Origin of the sequence: Rhodococcus sp. 21391, assembly GCF_016772255.1 — a bacterium.
GTDB classification, from domain to species: Bacteria; Actinomycetota; Actinomycetes; order Mycobacteriales; family Mycobacteriaceae; genus Rhodococcus_F; species Rhodococcus_F opacus.
Window position 1 is genome coordinate 2,365,253 of the sequence record NZ_CP063781.1, and the last position, 18,618, is coordinate 2,383,870.

General features: G+C 65.5%; 19 protein-coding genes and 2 pseudogenes. 10 read left to right on the forward strand and 11 right to left on the reverse strand.

Going from position 1 to position 18,618, the window contains the following annotated elements; translation table 11 throughout:
- Positions 1-38: 38 nt before the first annotated feature.
- The 4 genes from GO592_RS11085 (at position 39) to GO592_RS11100 (ending at position 2,651) form a co-directional block, all read left to right on the forward strand.
- On the forward strand, positions 39-1,034 hold the full coding sequence (locus GO592_RS11085; RefSeq protein WP_172650971.1) for a LysR family transcriptional regulator: 996 nt from the start codon (positions 39-41) through the stop codon (positions 1,032-1,034).
- Positions 1,034-1,387, forward strand: a complete 354-nt coding sequence (locus GO592_RS11090) for a YidH family protein (protein ID WP_172650970.1) — start codon at positions 1,034-1,036, stop codon at positions 1,385-1,387. The genes GO592_RS11085 and GO592_RS11090 overlap by 1 nt, the downstream gene beginning before the upstream one ends.
- A complete protein-coding gene (locus GO592_RS11095) occupies positions 1,388-1,708 on the forward strand; it encodes a DUF202 domain-containing protein (protein ID WP_172650969.1) in 321 nt (106 codons plus the stop codon). It begins immediately after the preceding gene.
- 118 nt (positions 1,709-1,826) lie between these two features.
- Positions 1,827-2,651: a bifunctional allantoicase/(S)-ureidoglycine aminohydrolase gene (locus GO592_RS11100; protein WP_172650968.1), complete on the forward strand. Its 825-nt coding sequence runs from the start codon at positions 1,827-1,829 to the stop codon at positions 2,649-2,651.
- Positions 2,652-2,722: 71 nt separating this feature from the next.
- Here GO592_RS11100 and GO592_RS11105 read toward each other — a convergent pair whose 3' ends face one another.
- Positions 2,723-3,622: a helix-turn-helix transcriptional regulator gene (locus GO592_RS11105; protein WP_172650967.1), complete on the reverse strand. Its 900-nt coding sequence runs from the start codon at positions 3,620-3,622 to the stop codon at positions 2,723-2,725.
- Between the two features lie 101 nt (positions 3,623-3,723).
- Here GO592_RS11105 and GO592_RS11110 point away from each other — a divergent pair, with 101 nt between their 5' ends.
- From GO592_RS11110 to GO592_RS11120, 3 genes and pseudogenes are all read left to right on the forward strand, one after another.
- Positions 3,724-4,773 carry an alcohol dehydrogenase catalytic domain-containing protein gene (locus GO592_RS11110; protein WP_172650966.1) on the forward strand — a complete coding sequence of 350 codons (1,050 nt, stop codon included), beginning with the start codon at positions 3,724-3,726 and terminating at the stop codon, positions 4,771-4,773.
- Positions 4,770-6,200: an MFS transporter gene (locus GO592_RS11115; RefSeq protein ID WP_172650965.1), complete on the forward strand. Its 1,431-nt coding sequence runs from the start codon at positions 4,770-4,772 to the stop codon at positions 6,198-6,200. Before GO592_RS11110 ends, GO592_RS11115 begins: the two co-directional genes overlap by 4 nt.
- 83 nt (positions 6,201-6,283) lie before the next feature.
- A pseudogene (locus GO592_RS11120) lies at positions 6,284-7,203 on the forward strand (aldo/keto reductase).
- Positions 7,204-7,458: 255 nt separating this feature from the next.
- On the opposite strand, the gene GO592_RS11125 reads toward GO592_RS11120, so the two are convergent.
- From GO592_RS11125 to GO592_RS11145, 5 genes are all read right to left on the reverse strand, one after another.
- Complete coding sequence (locus GO592_RS11125) at positions 7,459-8,103, reverse strand: TetR/AcrR family transcriptional regulator (protein WP_172650964.1); 645 nt, start codon at positions 8,101-8,103, stop codon at positions 7,459-7,461.
- On the reverse strand, positions 8,100-9,575 hold the full coding sequence (locus tag GO592_RS11130) for an MFS transporter (RefSeq protein ID WP_172650963.1): 1,476 nt from the start codon (positions 9,573-9,575) through the stop codon (positions 8,100-8,102). The genes GO592_RS11125 and GO592_RS11130 overlap by 4 nt, the downstream gene beginning before the upstream one ends.
- Before the next feature lie 100 nt (positions 9,576-9,675).
- The gene (locus tag GO592_RS11135) at positions 9,676-10,410 is read right to left on the reverse strand and encodes a nitroreductase (RefSeq protein WP_337952683.1); all 735 of its coding nucleotides are present in this window, start codon (positions 10,408-10,410) and stop codon (positions 9,676-9,678) included.
- 88 nt (positions 10,411-10,498) lie between these two features.
- Positions 10,499-11,425, reverse strand: coding sequence for an alpha/beta hydrolase (locus tag GO592_RS11140; RefSeq protein ID WP_202715119.1), 927 nt, complete (start codon positions 11,423-11,425; stop codon positions 10,499-10,501).
- Between the two features lie 26 nt (positions 11,426-11,451).
- The gene (locus GO592_RS11145) at positions 11,452-11,949 is read right to left on the reverse strand and encodes an alpha/beta hydrolase (protein WP_202715120.1); all 498 of its coding nucleotides are present in this window, start codon (positions 11,947-11,949) and stop codon (positions 11,452-11,454) included.
- A gap of 49 nt (positions 11,950-11,998) precedes the next feature.
- On the opposite strand from GO592_RS11145, the pseudogene GO592_RS11150 reads away from it, so the two are divergent.
- Positions 11,999-12,781 (forward strand): annotated as a pseudogene (locus GO592_RS11150) (AraC family transcriptional regulator).
- Positions 12,782-12,828: 47 nt separating this feature from the next.
- Here the strand turns inward: GO592_RS11150 and GO592_RS11155 are convergent.
- Both GO592_RS11155 and GO592_RS11160 read right to left on the reverse strand, forming a co-directional pair.
- Entirely contained in the window at positions 12,829-13,035 is a 207-nt protein-coding gene (locus GO592_RS11155; RefSeq protein WP_172650961.1) for a hypothetical protein, read from the reverse strand.
- Positions 13,032-13,268: a hypothetical protein gene (locus GO592_RS11160; protein WP_005261916.1), complete on the reverse strand. Its 237-nt coding sequence runs from the start codon at positions 13,266-13,268 to the stop codon at positions 13,032-13,034. The genes GO592_RS11155 and GO592_RS11160 overlap by 4 nt, the downstream gene beginning before the upstream one ends.
- 303 nt (positions 13,269-13,571) lie before the next feature.
- On the opposite strand from GO592_RS11160, the gene GO592_RS11165 reads away from it, so the two are divergent.
- Positions 13,572-13,760, forward strand: coding sequence for a ChaB family protein (locus GO592_RS11165; RefSeq protein ID WP_202715121.1), 189 nt, complete (start codon positions 13,572-13,574; stop codon positions 13,758-13,760).
- A 118-nt stretch (positions 13,761-13,878) separates the two neighbouring features.
- On the forward strand, positions 13,879-14,307 hold the full coding sequence (locus GO592_RS11170) for a nitroreductase family deazaflavin-dependent oxidoreductase (RefSeq protein WP_005569020.1): 429 nt from the start codon (positions 13,879-13,881) through the stop codon (positions 14,305-14,307).
- A gap of 37 nt (positions 14,308-14,344) precedes the next feature.
- On the opposite strand, the gene GO592_RS11175 is transcribed toward GO592_RS11170, so the two are convergent.
- From GO592_RS11175 to GO592_RS11185, 3 genes are all read right to left on the reverse strand, one after another.
- Complete coding sequence (locus GO592_RS11175) at positions 14,345-15,127, reverse strand: TetR/AcrR family transcriptional regulator (protein ID WP_169695092.1); 783 nt, start codon at positions 15,125-15,127, stop codon at positions 14,345-14,347.
- A 38-nt stretch (positions 15,128-15,165) separates the two neighbouring features.
- Entirely contained in the window at positions 15,166-16,749 is a 1,584-nt protein-coding gene (locus GO592_RS11180; protein WP_202715122.1) for an FAD-dependent monooxygenase, read from the reverse strand.
- Positions 16,750-16,920: 171 nt separating this feature from the next.
- Positions 16,921-18,618 carry a (2,3-dihydroxybenzoyl)adenylate synthase gene (locus tag GO592_RS11185; RefSeq protein WP_202715123.1) on the reverse strand — a complete coding sequence of 566 codons (1,698 nt, stop codon included), beginning with the start codon at positions 18,616-18,618 and terminating at the stop codon, positions 16,921-16,923.

Consider the following 18,618-nt stretch of genomic DNA (forward strand, 5'->3'; position numbering starts at 1 on the left):
GAGTGCCGGTCCGCCGGGGCGGAGGGAAGTATGAGGCCATGGACATCCGACAACTCGAGTACTTCCTAGCCGTTGTCGAGCACCAGGGTGTGAACCGGGCGGCTCAACACCTGCACGTCGCGCAGGCATCGCTCTCACAGGGCATCCGTCAGCTCGAACGTGAGCTGAAGCTGAGCCTGTTTCACCGGACCGGCCGAAATCTCGTGCTCAACCCCGCGGGCCAGCTGCTGGTGGAGCCTGCCCGCAAAGTGCTCGGCGACCTCGTCGCTGCGCAGGACATCATGCGCGGGGCTCGTGAAATGCAGGTCGGGTCTGTCACGATCGGCACGATGCCGGAGATGTCCAGCGAGGCGGTCGCCGCGTGGAGTGCCTCGTTCACGAGTCTCTACCCCGAGATCCGGATCGAGCTGTTGGAGTTCCCCGGCGCCAGGGAACTCTGCGACGAGGTGCTTGCCGGGCACTGCGAGCTCGGCTTCACCACCTTTCCCGTTCCGACGGAGAACCTCGAGCGAGTGGAACTGGGGGACCAGAGGCTGTTGCTCGTGATGCCGCCCGGGACCGCCACCCCGGACGCCCCGTTCGAGCTGCGGCGGCTCGAGGGTGTGCCGCTCGTGGTGAGTAACTCGGCGCTACGCGAGAACGACATCGTCGCCTCGATGCTGCGACGAGAGTCGGTGATTCCACTGGTCCGGGCGCAGATGCCGAACCGGCACGCGCAGATGACGCTGGTCCTCAACGGGGCCGTCAGCGCATTGCTGCCGCTGCGGATGGCGACGGCCGCTCACCGATTGGGCGCGGTCGTCGTCGAAACCGATCCGGAGATCCGGACGCCGTTCGGCATCGTGCACCGCCCCGGGGCCCTGACCCCCGCCGCACGGAGCTTCGCCGTCCAGAGCCACGCGGACCTGGCACGGCGCAACGCCCGGATCGCCGAACTGGAGGAAGCAGGTGCGTCGCTTCTCGACGCCGCCCTGACGGAACAGGCCGAAGGGGAAATGAACAGACACCGCACTCGGAAAGGACCTGGCACCTGATGCCGAACTGGACACGGTTTCGTTCCGGAAAGGACCCCGACCCACGCTTCACGCTCGCGAACGAACGCACCTACCTGGCCTGGATGCGCACGGCCACGGCATTCGTCGCCTCCGGGCTCGGGGTCGAGGCCTTCGGTGGCAGTCTGCTCCCGCCTGCCGTTCGTACGGGGCTGGCCGCACTGCTCCTCATTTCGGGTGCCGTCGTCGCGGTCGCGTCTTTCGTCCAGTGGATCAGTGCCGAGCGAGCACTGCGGACGGGCCGCACGCTGCCGGTTCCGGTAATGGCACCGGTCGTCGGTGTGGTGCTCGTCGTCTGCGCATCCGTCTTGGTTGTCGAAGTTCTGAGGTTCTGAATGGTCGCGGCTCAGTCGACCGACGCCGGGCTTCAGCCCGAGCGCACCTCGCTGTCCTTCGCGCGGACGAGTGTGTCGATACTCGGATTGGTAGTGGCCTGCCTGCGTTGGCTTCCGCCCAGCAACTCCATAGCGCTGGTCGGACCGGTGATCGTGGGCGCACTCGTTTCCGGAGTCACGGTTCACGAGCATCGGTCACGGTCCCACCGAATGACGCGATGTGCGACAGGGTCCGCAACACCGGCACTCGGCGCCGGAGCTGTCCTGGCCGTGAGCATCGTCGTGCTGAGCCTCAGTGGACTGTGGGTTTTTGCGCACTGACGCCCGGACTCGGGTGCAGCCGGAACCCTCCCCACGAATATTCTCGTGTGAGACCCACAGGCGGAAGATCGACACCACCGGTGGCACGCCACTGTCCCGACAACCCGATTAGGAAAGCATGAACTACTACGTTCCGCGAGGCGGCCTGCCGCCGCAAACCGACCTGACCACCGACCGCGCGGTCTTCACGGAGTCCTACGCGGTCCTGCCGCGTCGCACGATGAGCGACATCACCGCCAGTCTGCTGCCGCACTGGAATGGGACCAGGGCGTGGGTGCTGGCGCGGCCGTTGTCCGGATTCGCGGAGACCTTCTCGCAGTACATCGTCGAGGTGTCGTCTGGTGGCGGCAGTGATCGTCCCGATGCCGATCCGGGCGCCGAGGCGGTCGTGTTCGTTGTCGACGGTGCGCTGACCCTCACACTCGACGGGGTCGAGCATGTGCTGGATGCGGGGGGCTACGCCTACCTCGCTCCCGGCGCCCGGTGGACCTTGCACAACCACGGTCCGGCCACCGCGACGTTCCACTGGATCCGCAAGACCTATCAGCAGGTCGACGGCATCGAGGTGCCCGAGTCTTTCGTGACCCGGGAGCAAGATGTCGACGGCGTCGAGATGCCCGACACGAATGGGGCATGGAAGACCCAGCGGTTCGTCGATCCGACCGACATCCGCCACGACATGCACGTCAACATAGTGTCTTTCGAACCTGGAGGTGCGATCCCGTTCCCCGAGACGCACGTCATGGAACACGGTCTGTACATACTCGAGGGCAAGGCGGTGTATCTGCTCAACAAGGATTGGGTCGAAGTACAAGCGGGCGACTTCCTGTGGTTGCGTGCCTTCTGCCCCCAGGCGTGCTACGCGGGCGGGCCGAGTCGTTTCCGCTATCTGCTCTACAAAGACACCAACCGGCACGCCGGCCTCCAACTCGGACTCTCCTGAATGTGACATGATCCTGTGTGCCCCTGCAGTTGTCGCAAGGGGGCGGCATTCCGATCCGCTGTGCGCAGCGATCAATGTAGTCTGCTGGGAGCGGTGTGTTCGGTGCCGAGTTGTTCCTGGCTGGCGGCCCAGGATGCGAGGAGTTTGAGGGCATCGGCGGTGGGTGTGCCGGCGGCTGCGGTGTAGATGTTCAGTTGTAGGCCGGGTTCGGAGGGCAGCTCGAGTGCTTCGAAGTCGAGGTCGAGGTGTCCGACGGCGGGGTGGCGCAGGCGTTTCCGCCCGCTGCGGTGGAAGCGGACGTCTTGTGATGCCCAGCGCTGGCGGAAGAGTTCGCTTTGGGTGGACAGTTCCCCGACCAGTGCGATGAGTGCTTTGTCGTGGGGGTTGCGGCCTGCTTCGAGTCGGAGCATGGCGGCGGCGTCCCTGGCAATGGTGTCGTAGTCGACGAAGAATTCTTCGGCCGCCTGGGGGTGGAGGTAGACGAAGCGCGTGGTGTTGGCGGGGCGGCGAGGGGCGGCGAGCACGGGGGAGTAGAGGGCGCGGGCGAGGTCGTTCATGGCGATGATGTCGTGGCGGCCGTTGCGGATCCAGGCCGGCGCGTCGGTGATGGCGTCGAGTACTTGCTGGATTGCCGGGCGGACGGTAACCGCCGGGGTGCGGGGGCGGCGGGTGGTGCTTGCTTGCGATTGGCGGGCGAGGGCGAAGAGGTGGTCGCGTTCGGCGTCGTCGAGTTGCAGGGCGACGACCAGCGCGTCGAGGACGCTGTCGGAGGCGCCGGCGAGGTTGCCGCGTTCCATGCGGACGTAGTAGTCGACCGAGACACCGGCGAGCATGGCGACCTCTTCGCGGCGCAGGCCTTTGACACGGCGGTTGCCGCCGTACACGGGTAGTCCGCTCTGCTCCGGGGTGATGCGTGCGCGCCGGGTGTTGAGGAACTCGCGGATTTCGGTGCGCAGGTCGATCGAACTCATGAGTCCACGGTAGGCAGTGGCCGCCGGATGTGGGAGGTACTGGCAGTACCCGGAACGTCCGTGACTCCTCGGGCGGCCGGAATGGGGGTCAACTGGATGGCATGAAAGCGACGTACATGTTCGGCGCGGGCGATGTCCGCGTCATCGATGTTCCTGATCACACCATCCAGTCGTCCACCGACGCTCTGGTACGGATCGTGCGGGCCTGCGTATGTGGCAGCGACCTGCATCCCTATCACTCCATGGACGTCGATCCCGACGGCAGATCGATGGGCCACGAGTTCATCGGTGTCGTCGAAGCGATCGGTTCGGATGTGAGGACGTTGCGGGTCGGTGACTTCGTCATCGCACCGTTCGCGGTGTCGTGTGGCACGTGCGTGTTCTGCGCCGCGGGTCTGCAAACCTCGTGTGTGCGCGGCGGGTTCTGGAATGACACCTCGTTGGGCACGGCGGGTGGTCAGGCCGAGGCGGTCCGGGTGCCGCTGGCCGACGGCACGCTGGTGAAGGTGCCGGTGGGCGAGGATGCCGACGATGCGCTGCTCGACTCCTTGCTGACGTTGTCGGATGTGTACGGCACCGGCTGGCATGCTGCGGTTCGCGGCGGCGTCGGAGAGGGCAGTGTCGTGATGGTGATCGGTGACGGGGCGGTGGGATTGTTGGCGGTGCTGTCGGCTCGTCGGCTCGGCGCCGAGCAGATCGTGTTGATGGGGCGGCACCAGGTGCGGACCGACCTCGGTCGCGAGTTCGGTGCGACCGAGGTAGTTGCCGAGCGTGGCGAGGAGGGGATCGCGAAGGTTCGTGAGCTGACCGGCGGACTGGGCAGCACGGTCGTCCTCGAGGCGGTCGGTCACCGGCCCGTTTACGATCAGGCCGTTGGCGTAGTCCGCGCGGGCGGAGTGATCAGTCGCGTGGGTGTGCCCCAGTACGAGGACGCGCCCGTCGGGTTCGGGAGCCTGTTCGGGCCGAACATCACCCTGACCGGTGGTCCGGCGCCGGTGCGCGCCTACATCGAGCAGCTGCTTCCGGCAGTCCTGGACGGCACCGTCCAGCCGGGGAGGGTGTTCGACCGGACCGTCGGCCTCGGTCAGACGCCGGAGGGCAACGCCGCGATGGATGCCCGCGACGCGCTCAAGGTCGCGGTCCGGCCGTGACCACTGCCGTTTCCGGTCGCGCCACGGCCACCCCGACCGCGATTCTGGGAATCATCCTGGCGAGCTATTTCATGGTGCTGCTGGACAACTCGGTGATTTTCACCGGGTTGCCGAGCATCCGATCCGGGCTCGGACTGTCACCGGCGGCGCTGTCGTGGGTTCAGGACGCTTACACTCTGGTCTTCGGTGGCCTGCTCCTGTTGGCCTCCCGCGCGGGGGACATCGTGGGGCGGCGCCGACTGTTCAGGATCGGTCTCGCGATTTTCGGTACCGCGTCCTTGCTCATCGGGCTCGCGCCGGCGGGATGGTGGATGATCGCCGCCCGCGCGGTGCAGGGAATCGGTGCTGCGATCGTCGCACCGACCTCGTTGGCGTTGATCACGACCTACTTCGACGGCGAGGCCCGAAACAAGGCCATTGCCTGGTACGCCGCAACGGCCGGAATCGGCGCCAGCCTCGGCCTTCTGGTCGGAGGTGCGCTCACCGAGTGGATATCCTGGCGAGCGGCGTTCCTGGTCAACGTCCCGATCGCGGTAGCTTTGATCGCCTGGTCCCGCACAGTGCTCGTGGAAACCCCACGTCGAACCGGACGGTTCGACGTAATCGGTGCTGTCGGTGCGACACTCGGCATGGGTGCCGTGATCTTCGGGATCATCGAATCCGCCGAGACCGGTTGGGGATCGGCACGGGTACAGATCGCTCTGGCACTCGGGGCCGTCCTGCTGATCGGGTTGGTCGTTCACGAGGGCCGGGTGCAGCAGCCGATCCTGCCGCTGCGGTTGTTCCGCAGTCGCGAACGCAGCGGCGCCTATACCGCTCGGCTGCTGTACCTCGGGGCGATGATCGGGTTCTTTTACTTCACCACCCAACTGCTCCAGGACGGGTTCGGCTTCTCCCCACTGCAAGCTGGACTCGGCTTCCTGCCGATGACCCTCGTCAACTTCGTCGTCGCGCTCATGGTTCCCCGGCTGAGCGCCCGGCTGTCGAACGAGACTCTCCTCGCTACCGGGACGGCGCTGACTCTGGCCGGCATGGCATGGCTGAGTCGCATCGACCCACTCGATACGTATCTCGTGGACGTTGCACTCCCGATGATCCTGGTGGGCGCCGGGCAGGGCCTGGCGTTCGGGCCGCTGACGAACGCAGGAATCGCCGGTGTCGATTCGGCGGACGCCGGCGCGGCATCCGGACTGGTCAACACAGCCCATCAACTCGGAATGGCACTCGGGTTGGGCGTCCTCGTCGCACTCTCGGCAAACACAGGCAGCAACCTCGACGGACCGGCGGCGGTGACCGACCACGTCGGCACCGCGCTCACCGGCGGCACCGTACTGCTCGTCGTCGCGCTGGTCGTCGTCCTCACGGTGATCGTGCCCGCCGCACGGCACCGCAGTTCGGGTTCGGCTCTGCACCGACCCGCCGCATGAAATCCGCTGGTCGAACCAGGTACTGCCGGTACCTGGTTCGACAGGCACTCCCAGCGCGCGCTGACCGAACCTAAGGTTGAAACATGACCATTCCCCAATTGACCTTGAACAACGAAATCACGATGCCGGCACTGGGTTTCGGTGTGTACCAGACGCCGCCCGATGACACCGTTGCAGCGGTCGAGGCGGCATTGGAGGCCGGATATCGGCACATCGACACCGCCGCTGCTTATCAGAACGAACGCGAGGTCGGCGAAGCCATACGCCGTTCGGGCATCGATCGCTCGGACATCTTCGTCGAGACCAAGATCTGGATCACCGACTACGGCTACGACGCGACGCTGCACGCGTTCGACAAGAGTGCCCGCAAACTCGGAATCGATCAGATCGACCTGCTGATTCTGCACCAGGCACTGCCCGGCGAGTTCACCCTCACCGGCGAGGCCTACACAGCGCTCGAGACGCTGCTCGGGGACGGTCGCGTCCGCGCCATCGGTGTCAGCAATTTCATGTCCGACCACCTCACGAGACTGCGGGACGAAGCATCAGTGGTGCCGGCGGTCAACCAAATCGAGGTACACCCGTACTTCCGTCAATCCGACGTGCTGACCGCCAACGCCGAACACGGGATCCTGTCCCAGGCATGGTCCCCGATCGGTGGGATCACCTTCTACCGCGGCGGCTCCCACGGCTCCACACTCGACGATCCCACCATCGGGGACATCGCAGCGGCGCACGGCAAGAACCGGCGCAGACCATGCTGAGATGGCACCTGCAGCAGGGCCGCCAGGTGATCCCGAAATCGGTCACCCCGTCGCGTATCACCGAAAACTTCGACGTCTTCGACTTCGAGCTCACCGCCGATCAACTCGCCGCGATCGACGCTCTCGACACCGGCGTGCGCGGCGGCCCGGAACCGGAGGACATCACCCGCGAGACATTCGGCCTCGAGATCCCCGAACCCCGAGGAGTGCAGAGAGCGACCCCGGTCAGCGAATGGTAGTGGTGAAAGTGCGTTTTGCGCCCGGCGCCCGCACCGCGTGGCGCTCGCACGCCCAGGGTCGGACCCTGCACATCACGGAAGGCACTGCCTGGTACAGTCCCGCGGCGGACAGAAGGTCGAAGCACACGCCGGTCAAACCCTCTACTGCCCACCGAACGAACAACATTGGCACGGAGCAAGCACCGACTCGTTCATGAACACCTCGCCATGCTCGACAACGCCGACGACCCGGCCACCACCACGACCCGCTGCACCTTATCGAGGCCACAGATTTTCCATGATTTGTGCGACTTCCTGTGCGTTCATCGGTGCCGCATCGAGTCTTTCCGCGCCGGGTCGCAATCCCGCGATCACGACCGCGAGGATTCTGCGCCAGCCGGTGTCGGTGACGCCGCGTGTCGTCGCGACGACGCCGCGGAGGGACCAGAAGATCAGGTCCAGGTCGGCGTCGGTGGCGTCCTCGCGGATGCGGCCGTGCTGCTTGGCTTGCGTCAGCAACTCGAACAGGATGCGTCGATATTCATTCCTCAGAACTGTGGTCTGATCGTCGTTCCACATGCGAGACAGGCATCCGCGGTTCGACGCCAGGATGGCTCCGCTGCCGTAGAGCACCTGCTCCAGCCCCTCGCCCTCCGGCGCGGACGCGGCATCACGGGCCAGGGCGAGGAAGTCTTCGAGCACCTGGCGAACCAGTTCACTGATCAGCGCATCTTTGGTGGGGAACCGGCGGTAGAGGGTGCCGATGCCGACGCCGGCGACCCGGGCGATCTCGTCGACGCCCACATCCAGGCCGCGCGCACTGAACACGGTCGCTGCCGCATCGAGTAGTCGTTGCCGATTCTCCGCGGCGTCGCGGCGCAGCGACTTTTCGCTTCTCTGAACGCTCACATTGGACGTCATTCGGATTCGCCGCCCACCAGCGTGCCTCCCGCAACCATCGCGAGTTCCGGGTGTCGCAGCTCGGGCGACCCTTCGAGGTTCGTGGTCTTGTCCCGCTTCACTGCCGGGATGAACAGGGCCGCAACGGCGCCGAGGCCAACTGCCACGCCCAGCATGACGAAGCCGTTGGTGTAGCCGGATTCCTGCGGAACCCCCGCGGAGGACGCCCCGGCGGTGACGACGCTGGCCATGCACGCAGCGCCCAGCGAGCCCCCGATCGTGCGGATGTTGGCGTTCATACCGCTCGCGACACCGGTTTGTTCGGGTGGCACCGCGGCGACGACAACGTTCGACATCGCCGAGAAGGCCAGGCCGAAACCGATCCCGACCAATGACGTGGCGATGTAGATGTCCATCTCGGTGTCATGCAGAAGAGCCACCACGAAGTAGCCGATCGCACTGACGATCGACCCTGCGATCAGCAGGTTTTTCGAACCCAGTCGAGCTGCCAGGCGGCCTGAGGCGAGTCCGAGCAGGAACATTCCCACGCTCACGGGCAGCAGCATCAGACCCGACTCGGTGACCGACGAACCAAAGCCATATCCGGCCGACGCGGGCGTCTGCAGAAATTGCGGCAGGAAGCCGAACGCGGCGTACATGCCGACCCCCATCAGCAGCGCCAACAGGTTGGCGGCCCAGACGCTGCGGATTCGCATCATCTTCATGTCGATCAGCGGGTTGGCGGATCGCGATTCAACCACTACCCACGTCACCAAGATGACCGCGGCGGTCACCAGCAGTCCGATGACGATCGGAGAGCCCCAGCCCCAGGTCGGTGCCTGACTGACACCGAGCAACAACGCGACCAGCCACCCGGACAGCAACAGTGCGGTGAGCCAGTTGATCCTCCCGGCAGTTCGAACGGGAGACTCGGGGACCAGGATCTGCGCGGCCAACCCCGCCAGCACGACCATGGTCAGCGGAATCCAGAAGAGCCAGTGGTAACTCAGCACGGTCACGATAGGACCGGCAAGGACGATGCCGAGACCTGCGCCGACAGCGGTGAGCGCGGCGATGACGCCAACCGCTCCCACCACCTTCTCCTGCGGGAACTCGTCGCGGATGATCCCGAACGCCAAAGGCAGCACACCGCCACCGATTCCCTGGATCACCCGCGCGGCGATCATTACCGGCAGCGAGGTGGCGAGGGCTGCGAGCAGCGACCCCGCCGCCAGGGTGACGAGTGCAACGACGAACAGTCGCTTCTTGCCGTGCATGTCACCGAGGCGTCCCATGACCGGGGTGAAGATCGACGCCGACAGCAGGTAGGCAGTTAGCACCCACGTGACGTCGGCCTGTGTGGTGCCCAGCGCCGACTCGAGGGTGGGCAACACCGGCATCAACAGTGACTGCAGCAGGGCAAAGGCACCGACACCAATAGTGAGAACGGCAAATGTCAGCTGATAGTGCGTCCGCAGCGAAGCGGTTTTCATGAATACTCCCAACAAAGCGGAGCGTTCACTCCGCATGCGGAGAATCTATCATTCGAAGCGGAGGGTCAGCGCGACATCGCCTCCGTTGTTGCCGCGATGCTTATTCGCGGACCCGCGTCACGACTTCGTTCAGCGGTGCCCGCGCAGTGCGGTAGTTGTTGGCCGGGTGGTCGGTGTCGGCGAAGCCGAACGAGATGCCGACCATGATCTTTCGATCCGCCGGGATGTCGAAGTGCTGGCGGATGAGGGGGGAATGGCTGGCGAGCGCGGCCTGGGGGATTGCTCCGAGCCCGAGGCTCCGTGCCGCGAGTAGGAACGTGCCCACGTACAGGCCGGTGTCGGCAGCCCCGTACGCCCCGTGCACCGCGTCGGTGGTGATGATCGCGACGTGCGGCGCGCCGAAGAAGCGAAAGTTCTCGAATGCCTGGCGGGCGGACGCTTCGCGGTCGCCGCGCTCCACGCCGACGGCCTGATACAGCTGCCAACCGCTGGCGCGTCGCCGCTCACGGTAGACGCCGCGGTACTCGGCTGGGGCATCGAAGTCGAACTTGGGCTGGTTGTTTCGCGCGCTGTTCGTCATTGCCTCGCGGAAGCGTTCCGTGGCCTCCCCGCTGGTCACGATGACCTGCCATGGCTGCGTATTGCACCACGATGCCGATCGTTGCGCGATGGTGAGTAGGCGATCGATCGTTTCTTCGGGAACCGGACGTCCTGGTAGGCGCGGCAACGTTCGCAACATAGCACATAATGTATAAAAGTGATTCGACTCGATGCCGGGTTCTCGGTCATCGAGAAGTGACGCGTGGGACGGGCCGCGACGTGGTAGAGGAATCATTGAGGCAACTCGGAAGCTGGAGTGGCGATGCCGAGACCTCCCGGGCCACTGGGGATTCCAGAGGCCCGGGAGGACCGCATCGGGCTGGTCAGTTCCCTTCGCAGTGAGCCGCCAGGTTCTCCCGGAAAAACGGGGTAGCTTCCGCCACGGCGTGGTCGACGTACTTCGGCACGTCGTAGAAGTCCATGTGGGCGCCCCCCTCGACGACCACCAGCTTCATTGGGCTGCGGACCCGGCCGTGCAGTTCGGTGGACATCCACAGTGAACCGGCTTCGCTGCCCGCGACGATCAGCAGCGGTGCGGTGAACAGGTCCTCGACCAGATGGAACGCGTCGAACGTGAAGATCCGCGAGATACTCTTGGCGGACAGCTGCTTGTTCTTCGCGTTCGGGTGCTGCGCCCGCGACGTGAGGTAGTAGTCGTGCGCCTCGACCAGGTCGCGCGGGGTGTTTTCGTCCGGCTGCTCCGGAACGTACGGGATGTACGCCGGGTCCGCCCCTTGGGCCTCGGTGGTCCGCTGCTGGGCGACCGCCTGCAGTGTGGGCGCCGCGGCCGCGTCGGAGTCGGTCCCGAACCACCCTCGTCGGAACGAGGTGCCGATGTTCACGGGACTGACGGTGGTGACGGCCTTGATCCGGTAATCGGTCAGGGCCGCATTCACCGCGTACCCGCCGCCGGCGCAGACCCCGAGGACGCCGATCCGTTCAGCGTCGACGTAGTCCAGACTCTGCAGGAAGTCTACGGCGGCACGGACGTCCTCCACCCGAGCGAACGGATCCTCGAGGTGGTGCGGCTCGCCACCGCTCTCGCCCTGGAACGAGGCGTCGTAGGCCAGGGCGACGAAGCCCTCCTCCGCCATCTTCGCGGCGTACAGGCCCGCGGTCTGCTCCTTCACGCCGCCGCCCGGGTGCACGGTCACGATGGCCGGGTAGCTGCCCTGAGGATCGAAGTCGCCGGGGAGATGCAGGTTGCCGGCCATGGTGATCGGGCCGTTGGGGAAGGTGATGGTGTCCATTGCTGAGTTCTCCTGATTGCTTGCGGTCAGAGGTTCTTGTTGTAGAAGGGGATGAGAGCGTCGAGGGCCTGCCCGACCGGTTCGGGCTTGTCGTACAGGTCGTAGTGCGACCAGCCTTCGGCCACCACGAGCTGCTTCGTCTCGGAACGTGCGCGTCGGTAGATCTCGAGGCCGTCCCGGTAGGAGCCGAACGCGCCGGGCTTGTCGCCGACGACGACACACAACGGCTGGGTGAGGAGCACCTCGGCGTGGGTGAACGCGTCGCATCCATACCCCGCCGCCCTTCGGGACACGAGGCTTCGGGTCGCGCCGTTCGGCTTCTCGCCTCGACTGGTCTTGTAGTACTCGGTTGCCTCGACGACATCGAGGCCCATTCCGGCCGCGGCGTCCACGGTGGGGGGTAGCAGGTTCTCCACGTTCGGCTCGGCGCCACGGACCTCGGCAGTGCGCTGCGCGGCGATCGCCTCCAATGTCGCGATCGGTTCGTAGCGGTCCAGTTCACCGTATCGGTGCAGCGGCGACAATCGAATATCAGTCGATTTCTTTCGAGAATCAGCCGGTAGGTTGGGTGTCGTGAGAAATGTCCCGCTCGGCGACGTCGACCGTATCGAGCGGGGACGTGCTCCCGATCGCGACCGACTATCCGGCCGGCGTCGTGCTGGACTGGCACGAACACCGTCGTGCGCAATACCTGTACGGAGCTACAGGAACAATGGTTGTCGAGACAGACAACGGCACCTGGACGGTCCCCACCGCGCAGGGTGTCATGATTCCTCCCGCCACAGGGCATCGGGTGCGGATGCTCGGCGTAAGTACGAGCAGTCTCTACATCGAACCAGCTGCGGTGCCGTGGTGGCCCACGGTGTGCGTCGTGGTCGAAGTGTCATCGCTGCTCCGCGAATTGCTGCTCGTCGCCGCCGATCTCCCGCCGAGTACGACCGCGACGGTCGGGAGGGTGCCATCGCGGCACTGCTGCTGTTCGAGCTGGCAACTCTCAGGTCGCTGCCCCTGCACCTGACGCTGCCCACGTCGGCCGACCTGGTCGCGTTGTGCCGTTCCTATCTCGGCAAGCCGGAGGTCGGCGTGACGAATGCCGAGTGGGCAGGCCGAGTGGCGATGAGCGAACGCGCTTTCACCCGGCGATTCCTAGGCGAGGTGGGGATCAGTCCGGCGGCGTGGCGCCTACGGGCCCGGTTGCTGGCCGCCATCCCGATGCTGCGCTCGCAGCCGGTGACTCGGGTCGCCTCGACCCTCGGTTACGCATCTCCGGCAGCTTTCTCTTTCGCCTTCAGCCGCGAGTTCGGAATGCCGCCGTCCGTGTCGGGTCGCCGCGAAGACGGTTCCGCGAACCGCTGAGTGGCGGGGCCCCGGCGGAGAAAGCAGCCGACCGGCGACGATGGTTGTCACATGCTGTCGAAGATGCGTTGTTCCGGTACTCCGGCGTTCTGTGCTGCGGTAACGGCGTCGAGGAGGTCGTCGGTGAGCTGCTCGAAGGTGGCCGATCGGACCCGTTCGCGTGGTCGGTCGCTCGGGTGGGTGGTCAGAAAACTGTCCAGCATGGCGCAGGTGTCGCGTACGTGTTCGAGCGCCCGGCGCTGGTCGTTGTTCATCGACGGTCCGGGGTTGGCGTCTCGTGCGGCGCCCTGGGCGAGCGAGCGTGGTCGACCGCCCTCAGCAGGTCGTGCGTGAGTCGCTTGTAGGTGGTGAGCCATCGGTGGTCGACGGGTTCGTCGCGCAGATACGCCGTCAGGGCGGTGGTGTTGTCGCCGGTATCCAACCATCGGCGTAGGTCGGTGGTGCGATCCTGGACGTGCTGTAACAATGTGTGTGGCGAAACGGGCATCGAGTCTCCTCCGGTGTGGACTTCCCTTCGGCGAGAATGATTTTGGCGTTGCTGTGTGTTTTCCGAGGTCATTGTTACCCATACCGGTGCCCGGTGCCAGGTGTTCGCCGGTCTACACCGTTGGCAGGCCACTGCGGAGACCCACCTGAATGCCTGTGATCGCCGGTGCGGGGTTCCGTGCGTAGGTCGTGCCTGCGCCCGGCGGCCGACATCGGAAAACCCGGTCAACCCGGTACCGCCGCGGGGGTCCCGGGCGGACAATCGAGGGGTACATCACGGCAATGACCGAGAAGGAGTGGAGCGGTGAACCGAACCGAGCTGCCACAGACACTGCGGCGATCGTCGAAGGAGGTGCAGGCGGCCTTCGCGACGGCTCATGAGATGGCCGTTCGGCGGTACGGCGAGGGCGAGGAGGCCCAGCGAGCGGCGTACGGGGAGCTCAAACAGAGTTACGACCTCGTCACCGACCACTGGGTACCCAAGCAGGACTGATTCTGTCGGTGCCGCACTGGTCGCCATCGCGGTCAGCAAGGGAACGAGTGCGACACGAGTCGACAACGTCGACCGGAAATGCCGCCTGTTCCCGCGCCGGGCTAGGACAATTCCCAGGATGAGCACTCCCGACGACTGGAACGCGAACATCATTGCCGAATTCCGGGCACACCAGGGCCGAGTGGGTGGCCCATTCGAGGGCGCCCCGGTGGTGCTGGTTCACCACCGGGGCCGTAAGACTGGGCGCGATCGCGTGAGCCCAATGATGTATCTACCCGATGAGCAAGGTCCGGACACTATCTACGTCTTCGCTTCCAAGGCCGGTGCCCCGACCAATCCCGACTGGTACTACAACCTCGTCACCGCAGGCAAGGCCGAGGTCGAACGGGGCACCGAGCAGTTCCCGGTGACTGTCGTCGAGGTGACCGGTGACGAACGGGATCGGATCTTCGCCGAGCAGGCGCGTCGGTATCCCGGCTTTGCGGAGTACGCGGAGAAGACCGCGGGCATCCGGACGATCCCTGTGCTGGCGCTGCGCCGCGGGTGACCTCCATCAGATCGGCGCACGTTGCTGTCGAGCGTGGTCAGTCGGGGCGTGATTCGTCGAGCAGTCGTTCGAGGTAGTTCAGGTCCTGGCGGAGCATGGCGATCGCTCGCGCCGGACCTTCCGGGGTCGCCGACTGCGGGTCCTGGTGGACCAGCGAGCGTACTGCCATGTCCGCAAGTTGCGTAGCGATGACTCGGTCGTCGACTGCGTTTCCCGGCTGATGCCACCAGGCGATCCAGTTGAGCATGCCGATGACGGCCAAGGCCGCGGTTCGCGGGTCGACCGGTCGCATCTCGCCGGTGCGGATACCGTCTTCGACGACCTGGATGAATTCCTTCAGCACGTGTCGACGGCTCTGCTCGTAGTTGCGCGAGATGTCTTCGGGTAGTTCGGCTTCCGATCGGACGATCAACTGGAATCGATCTGGGGCCTGCGCCTGATGCAGTGCGATGGCGGTGGCCATCTCGCGGAGCTTTTCCGTCGGACCCAGATCGGTGCGCTCGTTGATGGTATGCAGCAATGCGGCCGGTGTCTCAGTGCTCTCGCTGACCAGGCGGGAGAGGAGCTCGTCCTTGTTGGCCACGTAGTGATAGAGCGCCGGCCGTGTCAGGCCGGTTGCGTCGGCGATGTCCTGCAGTGTGGTGCTCGCGAATCCTCGTTCGGCAAACAGTCGAGTGGCTTGCTCGATGATCTGCTTTTCCACCAGCTCACGGCGAGGGTTGCTGCGGATGCCCGCGCTTTCGGTCGCAGCCTGATCGGTGGAACGGGATTTGCCCCGGCCTCGGGGTCGGCGCTCGTTCGCGGCCTCCTCGCTTGTCATGTCCGAAGGATAACCGGCGCCGGTCACCGGTCGCGTACTCATGTCGAGACCCGCAACCCGGAAAGCGCCGGATCAGCGTCCGACGTCGCCGGATCACGGAAGAACGCGAGGTGCATCCGTACGCTGGCCAAACCTGCTGCGACATCTGCGCGGCAGGAAGTGGGGGCCTCGACGACGACGACTGCGTCCGTGTGGTGACCGAGACGTTCGGCGAAATCGAGCCTGCTGAGCAGCGATGAGCGGGTGGATGGGCCGGTGAGCCACAGAGTTCGCGCGGTTGGTGCAGTCTCGACGAGTGCGGTGGCCTCCGGGCCCCACGCGGAGTCGAAGTCGATGTCGAGCACTGTGGTGGTGGTGGCATCGCGCAGGTCCGCCGGTGCGATCCGATGCTCGAATCGGCAGTCACCGTGGTCGAGTGGTTGCCCGATTGTCCAGTCCGTGATGTCCGTGTCGGGGATCGCGTAGGCAGGCACGTCCGCGTAGCTCGCCAGGCCCTTCCGCACGAGCGTGGGCGCGGTGTCGTGGAATCGGTTGAGGCTGACCTTTCCGGCGCGGGTCATGTAGGCGATGAGCAGCTGTTCGACCGGAAGTGCCATCCTCTGGGGGAAGGACTCCCACCAGAGTTCGCTGCGGTGCGCGATGCGCTGGAGGTATTCGACGGCGGGGCGGCGAGCCCGCTCGTAGTCCGCGAGCGCGTCGTCGATGTTCAGGGAGGCGGTGAGGGTGTGGTCGAGTGCGATGGCGTCTTCCATGGCGAGCTTGGTGCCCGAGCCGATGGAGTAGTGCGCGGTGTGGGCGGCGTCGCCGAGGAGTACGACGTTGCCGCTGTGCCAGTGCTCGCACGAAATGGTGCGAAAGCGCGTCCACCGGGTGCGGTTTCCGATCAGTCGGTGGTGTTGGAGGGTGTCGGCGAACGCGTCCTGCAGGTACTCGAGGGCGAACCCGTCGCTGGCGGTGGGGGCGGTCCGGTCGGTGGAGACATCGAATCCTGCCCGCCGCCATGTTTCCTCGTCGGTTTCGATGAGGAAGGTGCTGCGGTCGGCGGCGTACGGGTAGGCGTGTGCGACGAAGGTGCCGTGCTCGGTGGTGACCGGAACGAAGATGGCGCTGGGGAGCGCGAAGTCGGTTCCACACCACAGGTAGAGGCCGGCGCCGGTGTCAATGCGGGGCCCGAAGGTGTCGGACATCTGCGTGCGGGTTGCGCTGTTGATGCCGTCGGCGGCGATGATCAGGTCCGCATCGAGCTCTGACGCTTCACGCCGTTCGCCGAAATGTATTTGCACCCCGGCGTTCTGGGCTTGTTGCTGGAGGACCGCGAGCAAGGTGGTGCGTGCGATAGCGAGGAGATCACCGTGTGCCAGCCGGGCGATCTGATCGCCGACTTGCATCGACATTTCGTGGGCGTGCGCGGCCGCCACAATGGCTTCGAGCGATGCCGGGTCGGCTTCCCGCAGGTTCCGCTGGGTGCGAGACGCCAGGCCGACGCCGAAACCGAATGTCTGATCCGGGGGGCTCTGTTCGTAGACGGTCACCTCGGCGTTCGGATGGCTGCGTTTGATCAGCCTTGCGGCATAGAGGCCGCCCGGTCCACCGCCCAGTACTGCTACTCGCTCGAGATTCATGACGAACTCCACTCTCTATGACGTATATGTCAATTATTCTACGCATATGTCGAAAGGTCAACTTGGTTGTCTCCGGGAGGGGACAGGGAATCGGCCGCCGCGTTCACGGACTTCGGGGCATGCCCGGTCAGGCATGCCCCGAAGGTGTTGAGGTGCGGTGGAACTACCGATCTATGCACCCACGCGACGTGAGTCGGCCTCGTTGGCAACCTTCGCCGCGATCTCGGCGCGCAGTCGTTTCTTGTCGATCTTGTTCACGTTCGTGTGTGGCAAGGTTGTCACCCACTCGAGCCGTTCGGGCCACTTGAATTTGGCGACCCCGAGCTGCGCCAAGTGCTCCTGAATGTCGTGTAGCGGCAAAGCTTCTCCGTCAATCGACACCAGATATGCGCAGGTCTTCTCTCCCAGCCTGGGGTCGGGCATGGCGACCACCGCCGCGTGTGCGATATCGGGATGCTCGAGCAGAAGCAGTTCGACTTCTTCGGCGTTGATCTTCTCACCACCCCTGTTGATGAGATCCTTGATCCGACCCTCGATCGACAGATAACGTGCACCGTCGATCACCGTGATCGCGCCGAGGTCCCCGGTGCGGTAGAAACCGTCGGAGGTGAAGGCGTCCCGGTTGTGGTCCGGGGCGTCGAAATAACCGGGGAGCGTGTAGGGGCCTCGGCAGCACAGTTCTCCGACCGCCCCGTCGCCGAGTTCGTTCTCGGTGCCGGGTTCGAGGATGCGTATCTCGTCGTCGGACGAGATAGCGGTACCCACTGTTGTCAGTCGGGCTTCTGCGGGGGCGTCGAGTGGGGTCACCGTGAACAAGCCCTCGGCCATGCCGAACAACTGCCCGGCCCAGCGTCCGGTTCCGTCGTCGACGCGCTCGAACAGCTCGTGCGGAACCTTGGCGCCGGAGAGGATGACGCGTTCGAGCCAGGCTCCAGCCTGGTCGAAGTCCGGACTCAGCACGGCCTGGTAGTGGCCGTGCCCGATGAGGACCTCGGTCGCTTTCGTCCGCGCCATGAGCTGGAAGGCGGTCGGGGCATCAGCGGTGGCCAGGACCAGGCAGGCGCCGACCGAGTGCGCGGCGTGGAGCCCGCACGAGATGCCGGCGTTGTGGATGATCGGGATCAGATGTGCGACCCGGCTGTTCTCGTCCCATCCGAGTCGCTGTGCATACAGCAGCGCGTTGTTCCAGTATTCGGCGTGGATGCGTGGGATGACCTTGGGAACTCCGGTGGTGCCACCGGAGAGCTGGAACGCAACCACGTCGCAGGCGTCGGTGTGTGTTGCGACCTGCTCGACGATGCCGTGCGCTGTGTGGGGATCGATCTCGAGACCGAGATCTTCGAGGCGAGTCACGTCGTCCCGGTCGCTGATCTCCGCATCGCCGACGGTGATGATGTGCCGCATGGTGGGATGGCCGTCGGCGTGTTCGCGGGCGAACTCGACGAGATCGAAGGTGGGCAGATTCGCCTCGACGAGGTGCGCGACGGCGCCGACCTTGCGACTGATGTGTCCGATCTCGTGCATGCGGTGCGCTGCCAGCGTCGCCACCGGGACCAGCCCGGCCTTGATGCAGCCGTACCACGCGAGGACTGTCTCCAGACGGTTGGTGAGCTGGAAGATGACGGGATCGAGTCGCTGGAGGCCGAGCCGGATCAGCCCGGCCGCGATCTGGTCCGTGCGACGATCGAGTTCTGCGAAGCTCATCTGACCTTCGGCGGTGATCACGGCCGGTCGGTCCGGGAACCGGGTGGCGACCTGGTATAGCCGCCGCCCGGTGGGATCGGTGCTCCACTCACCGCTGTCGCGGTAGCGGCGGGCGCGATCCTCGGGGAACGGAACGAGGCGCCCACCCCAGTCCGAGAATGTCAC

What these genes read in the sequence shown, in the direction of transcription:
- GO592_RS11085 (WP_172650971.1), top strand. Translation starts at nt 39, where the DNA reads ATGGACATCCGACAACTCGAGTACTTCCTAGCCGTTGTCGAGCACCAG.
- GO592_RS11090 (WP_172650970.1), top strand. Translation starts at nt 1,034, where the DNA reads ATGCCGAACTGGACACGGTTTCGTTCCGGAAAGGACCCCGACCCACGC.
- GO592_RS11095 (WP_172650969.1), top strand. Translation starts at nt 1,388, where the DNA reads ATGGTCGCGGCTCAGTCGACCGACGCCGGGCTTCAGCCCGAGCGCACC.
- GO592_RS11100 (WP_172650968.1), top strand. Translation starts at nt 1,827, where the DNA reads ATGAACTACTACGTTCCGCGAGGCGGCCTGCCGCCGCAAACCGACCTG.
- GO592_RS11105 (WP_172650967.1), bottom strand. Translation starts at nt 3,622, where the DNA reads ATGAGTTCGATCGACCTGCGCACCGAAATCCGCGAGTTCCTCAACACC.
- GO592_RS11110 (WP_172650966.1), top strand. Translation starts at nt 3,724, where the DNA reads ATGAAAGCGACGTACATGTTCGGCGCGGGCGATGTCCGCGTCATCGAT.
- GO592_RS11125 (WP_172650964.1), bottom strand. Translation starts at nt 8,103, where the DNA reads ATGACGTCCAATGTGAGCGTTCAGAGAAGCGAAAAGTCGCTGCGCCGC.
- GO592_RS11130 (WP_172650963.1), bottom strand. Translation starts at nt 9,575, where the DNA reads ATGAAAACCGCTTCGCTGCGGACGCACTATCAGCTGACATTTGCCGTT.
- GO592_RS11135 (WP_337952683.1), bottom strand. Translation starts at nt 10,410, where the DNA reads ATGATTCCTCTACCACGTCGCGGCCCGTCCCACGCGTCACTTCTCGAT.
- GO592_RS11140 (WP_202715119.1), bottom strand. Translation starts at nt 11,425, where the DNA reads ATGGACACCATCACCTTCCCCAACGGCCCGATCACCATGGCCGGCAAC.
- GO592_RS11155 (WP_172650961.1), bottom strand. Translation starts at nt 13,035, where the DNA reads ATGAACAACGACCAGCGCCGGGCGCTCGAACACGTACGCGACACCTGC.
- GO592_RS11160 (WP_005261916.1), bottom strand. Translation starts at nt 13,268, where the DNA reads ATGCCCGTTTCGCCACACACATTGTTACAGCACGTCCAGGATCGCACC.
- GO592_RS11170 (WP_005569020.1), top strand. Translation starts at nt 13,879, where the DNA reads ATGAGCACTCCCGACGACTGGAACGCGAACATCATTGCCGAATTCCGG.
- GO592_RS11175 (WP_169695092.1), bottom strand. Translation starts at nt 15,127, where the DNA reads ATGACAAGCGAGGAGGCCGCGAACGAGCGCCGACCCCGAGGCCGGGGC.
- GO592_RS11180 (WP_202715122.1), bottom strand. Translation starts at nt 16,749, where the DNA reads ATGAATCTCGAGCGAGTAGCAGTACTGGGCGGTGGACCGGGCGGCCTC.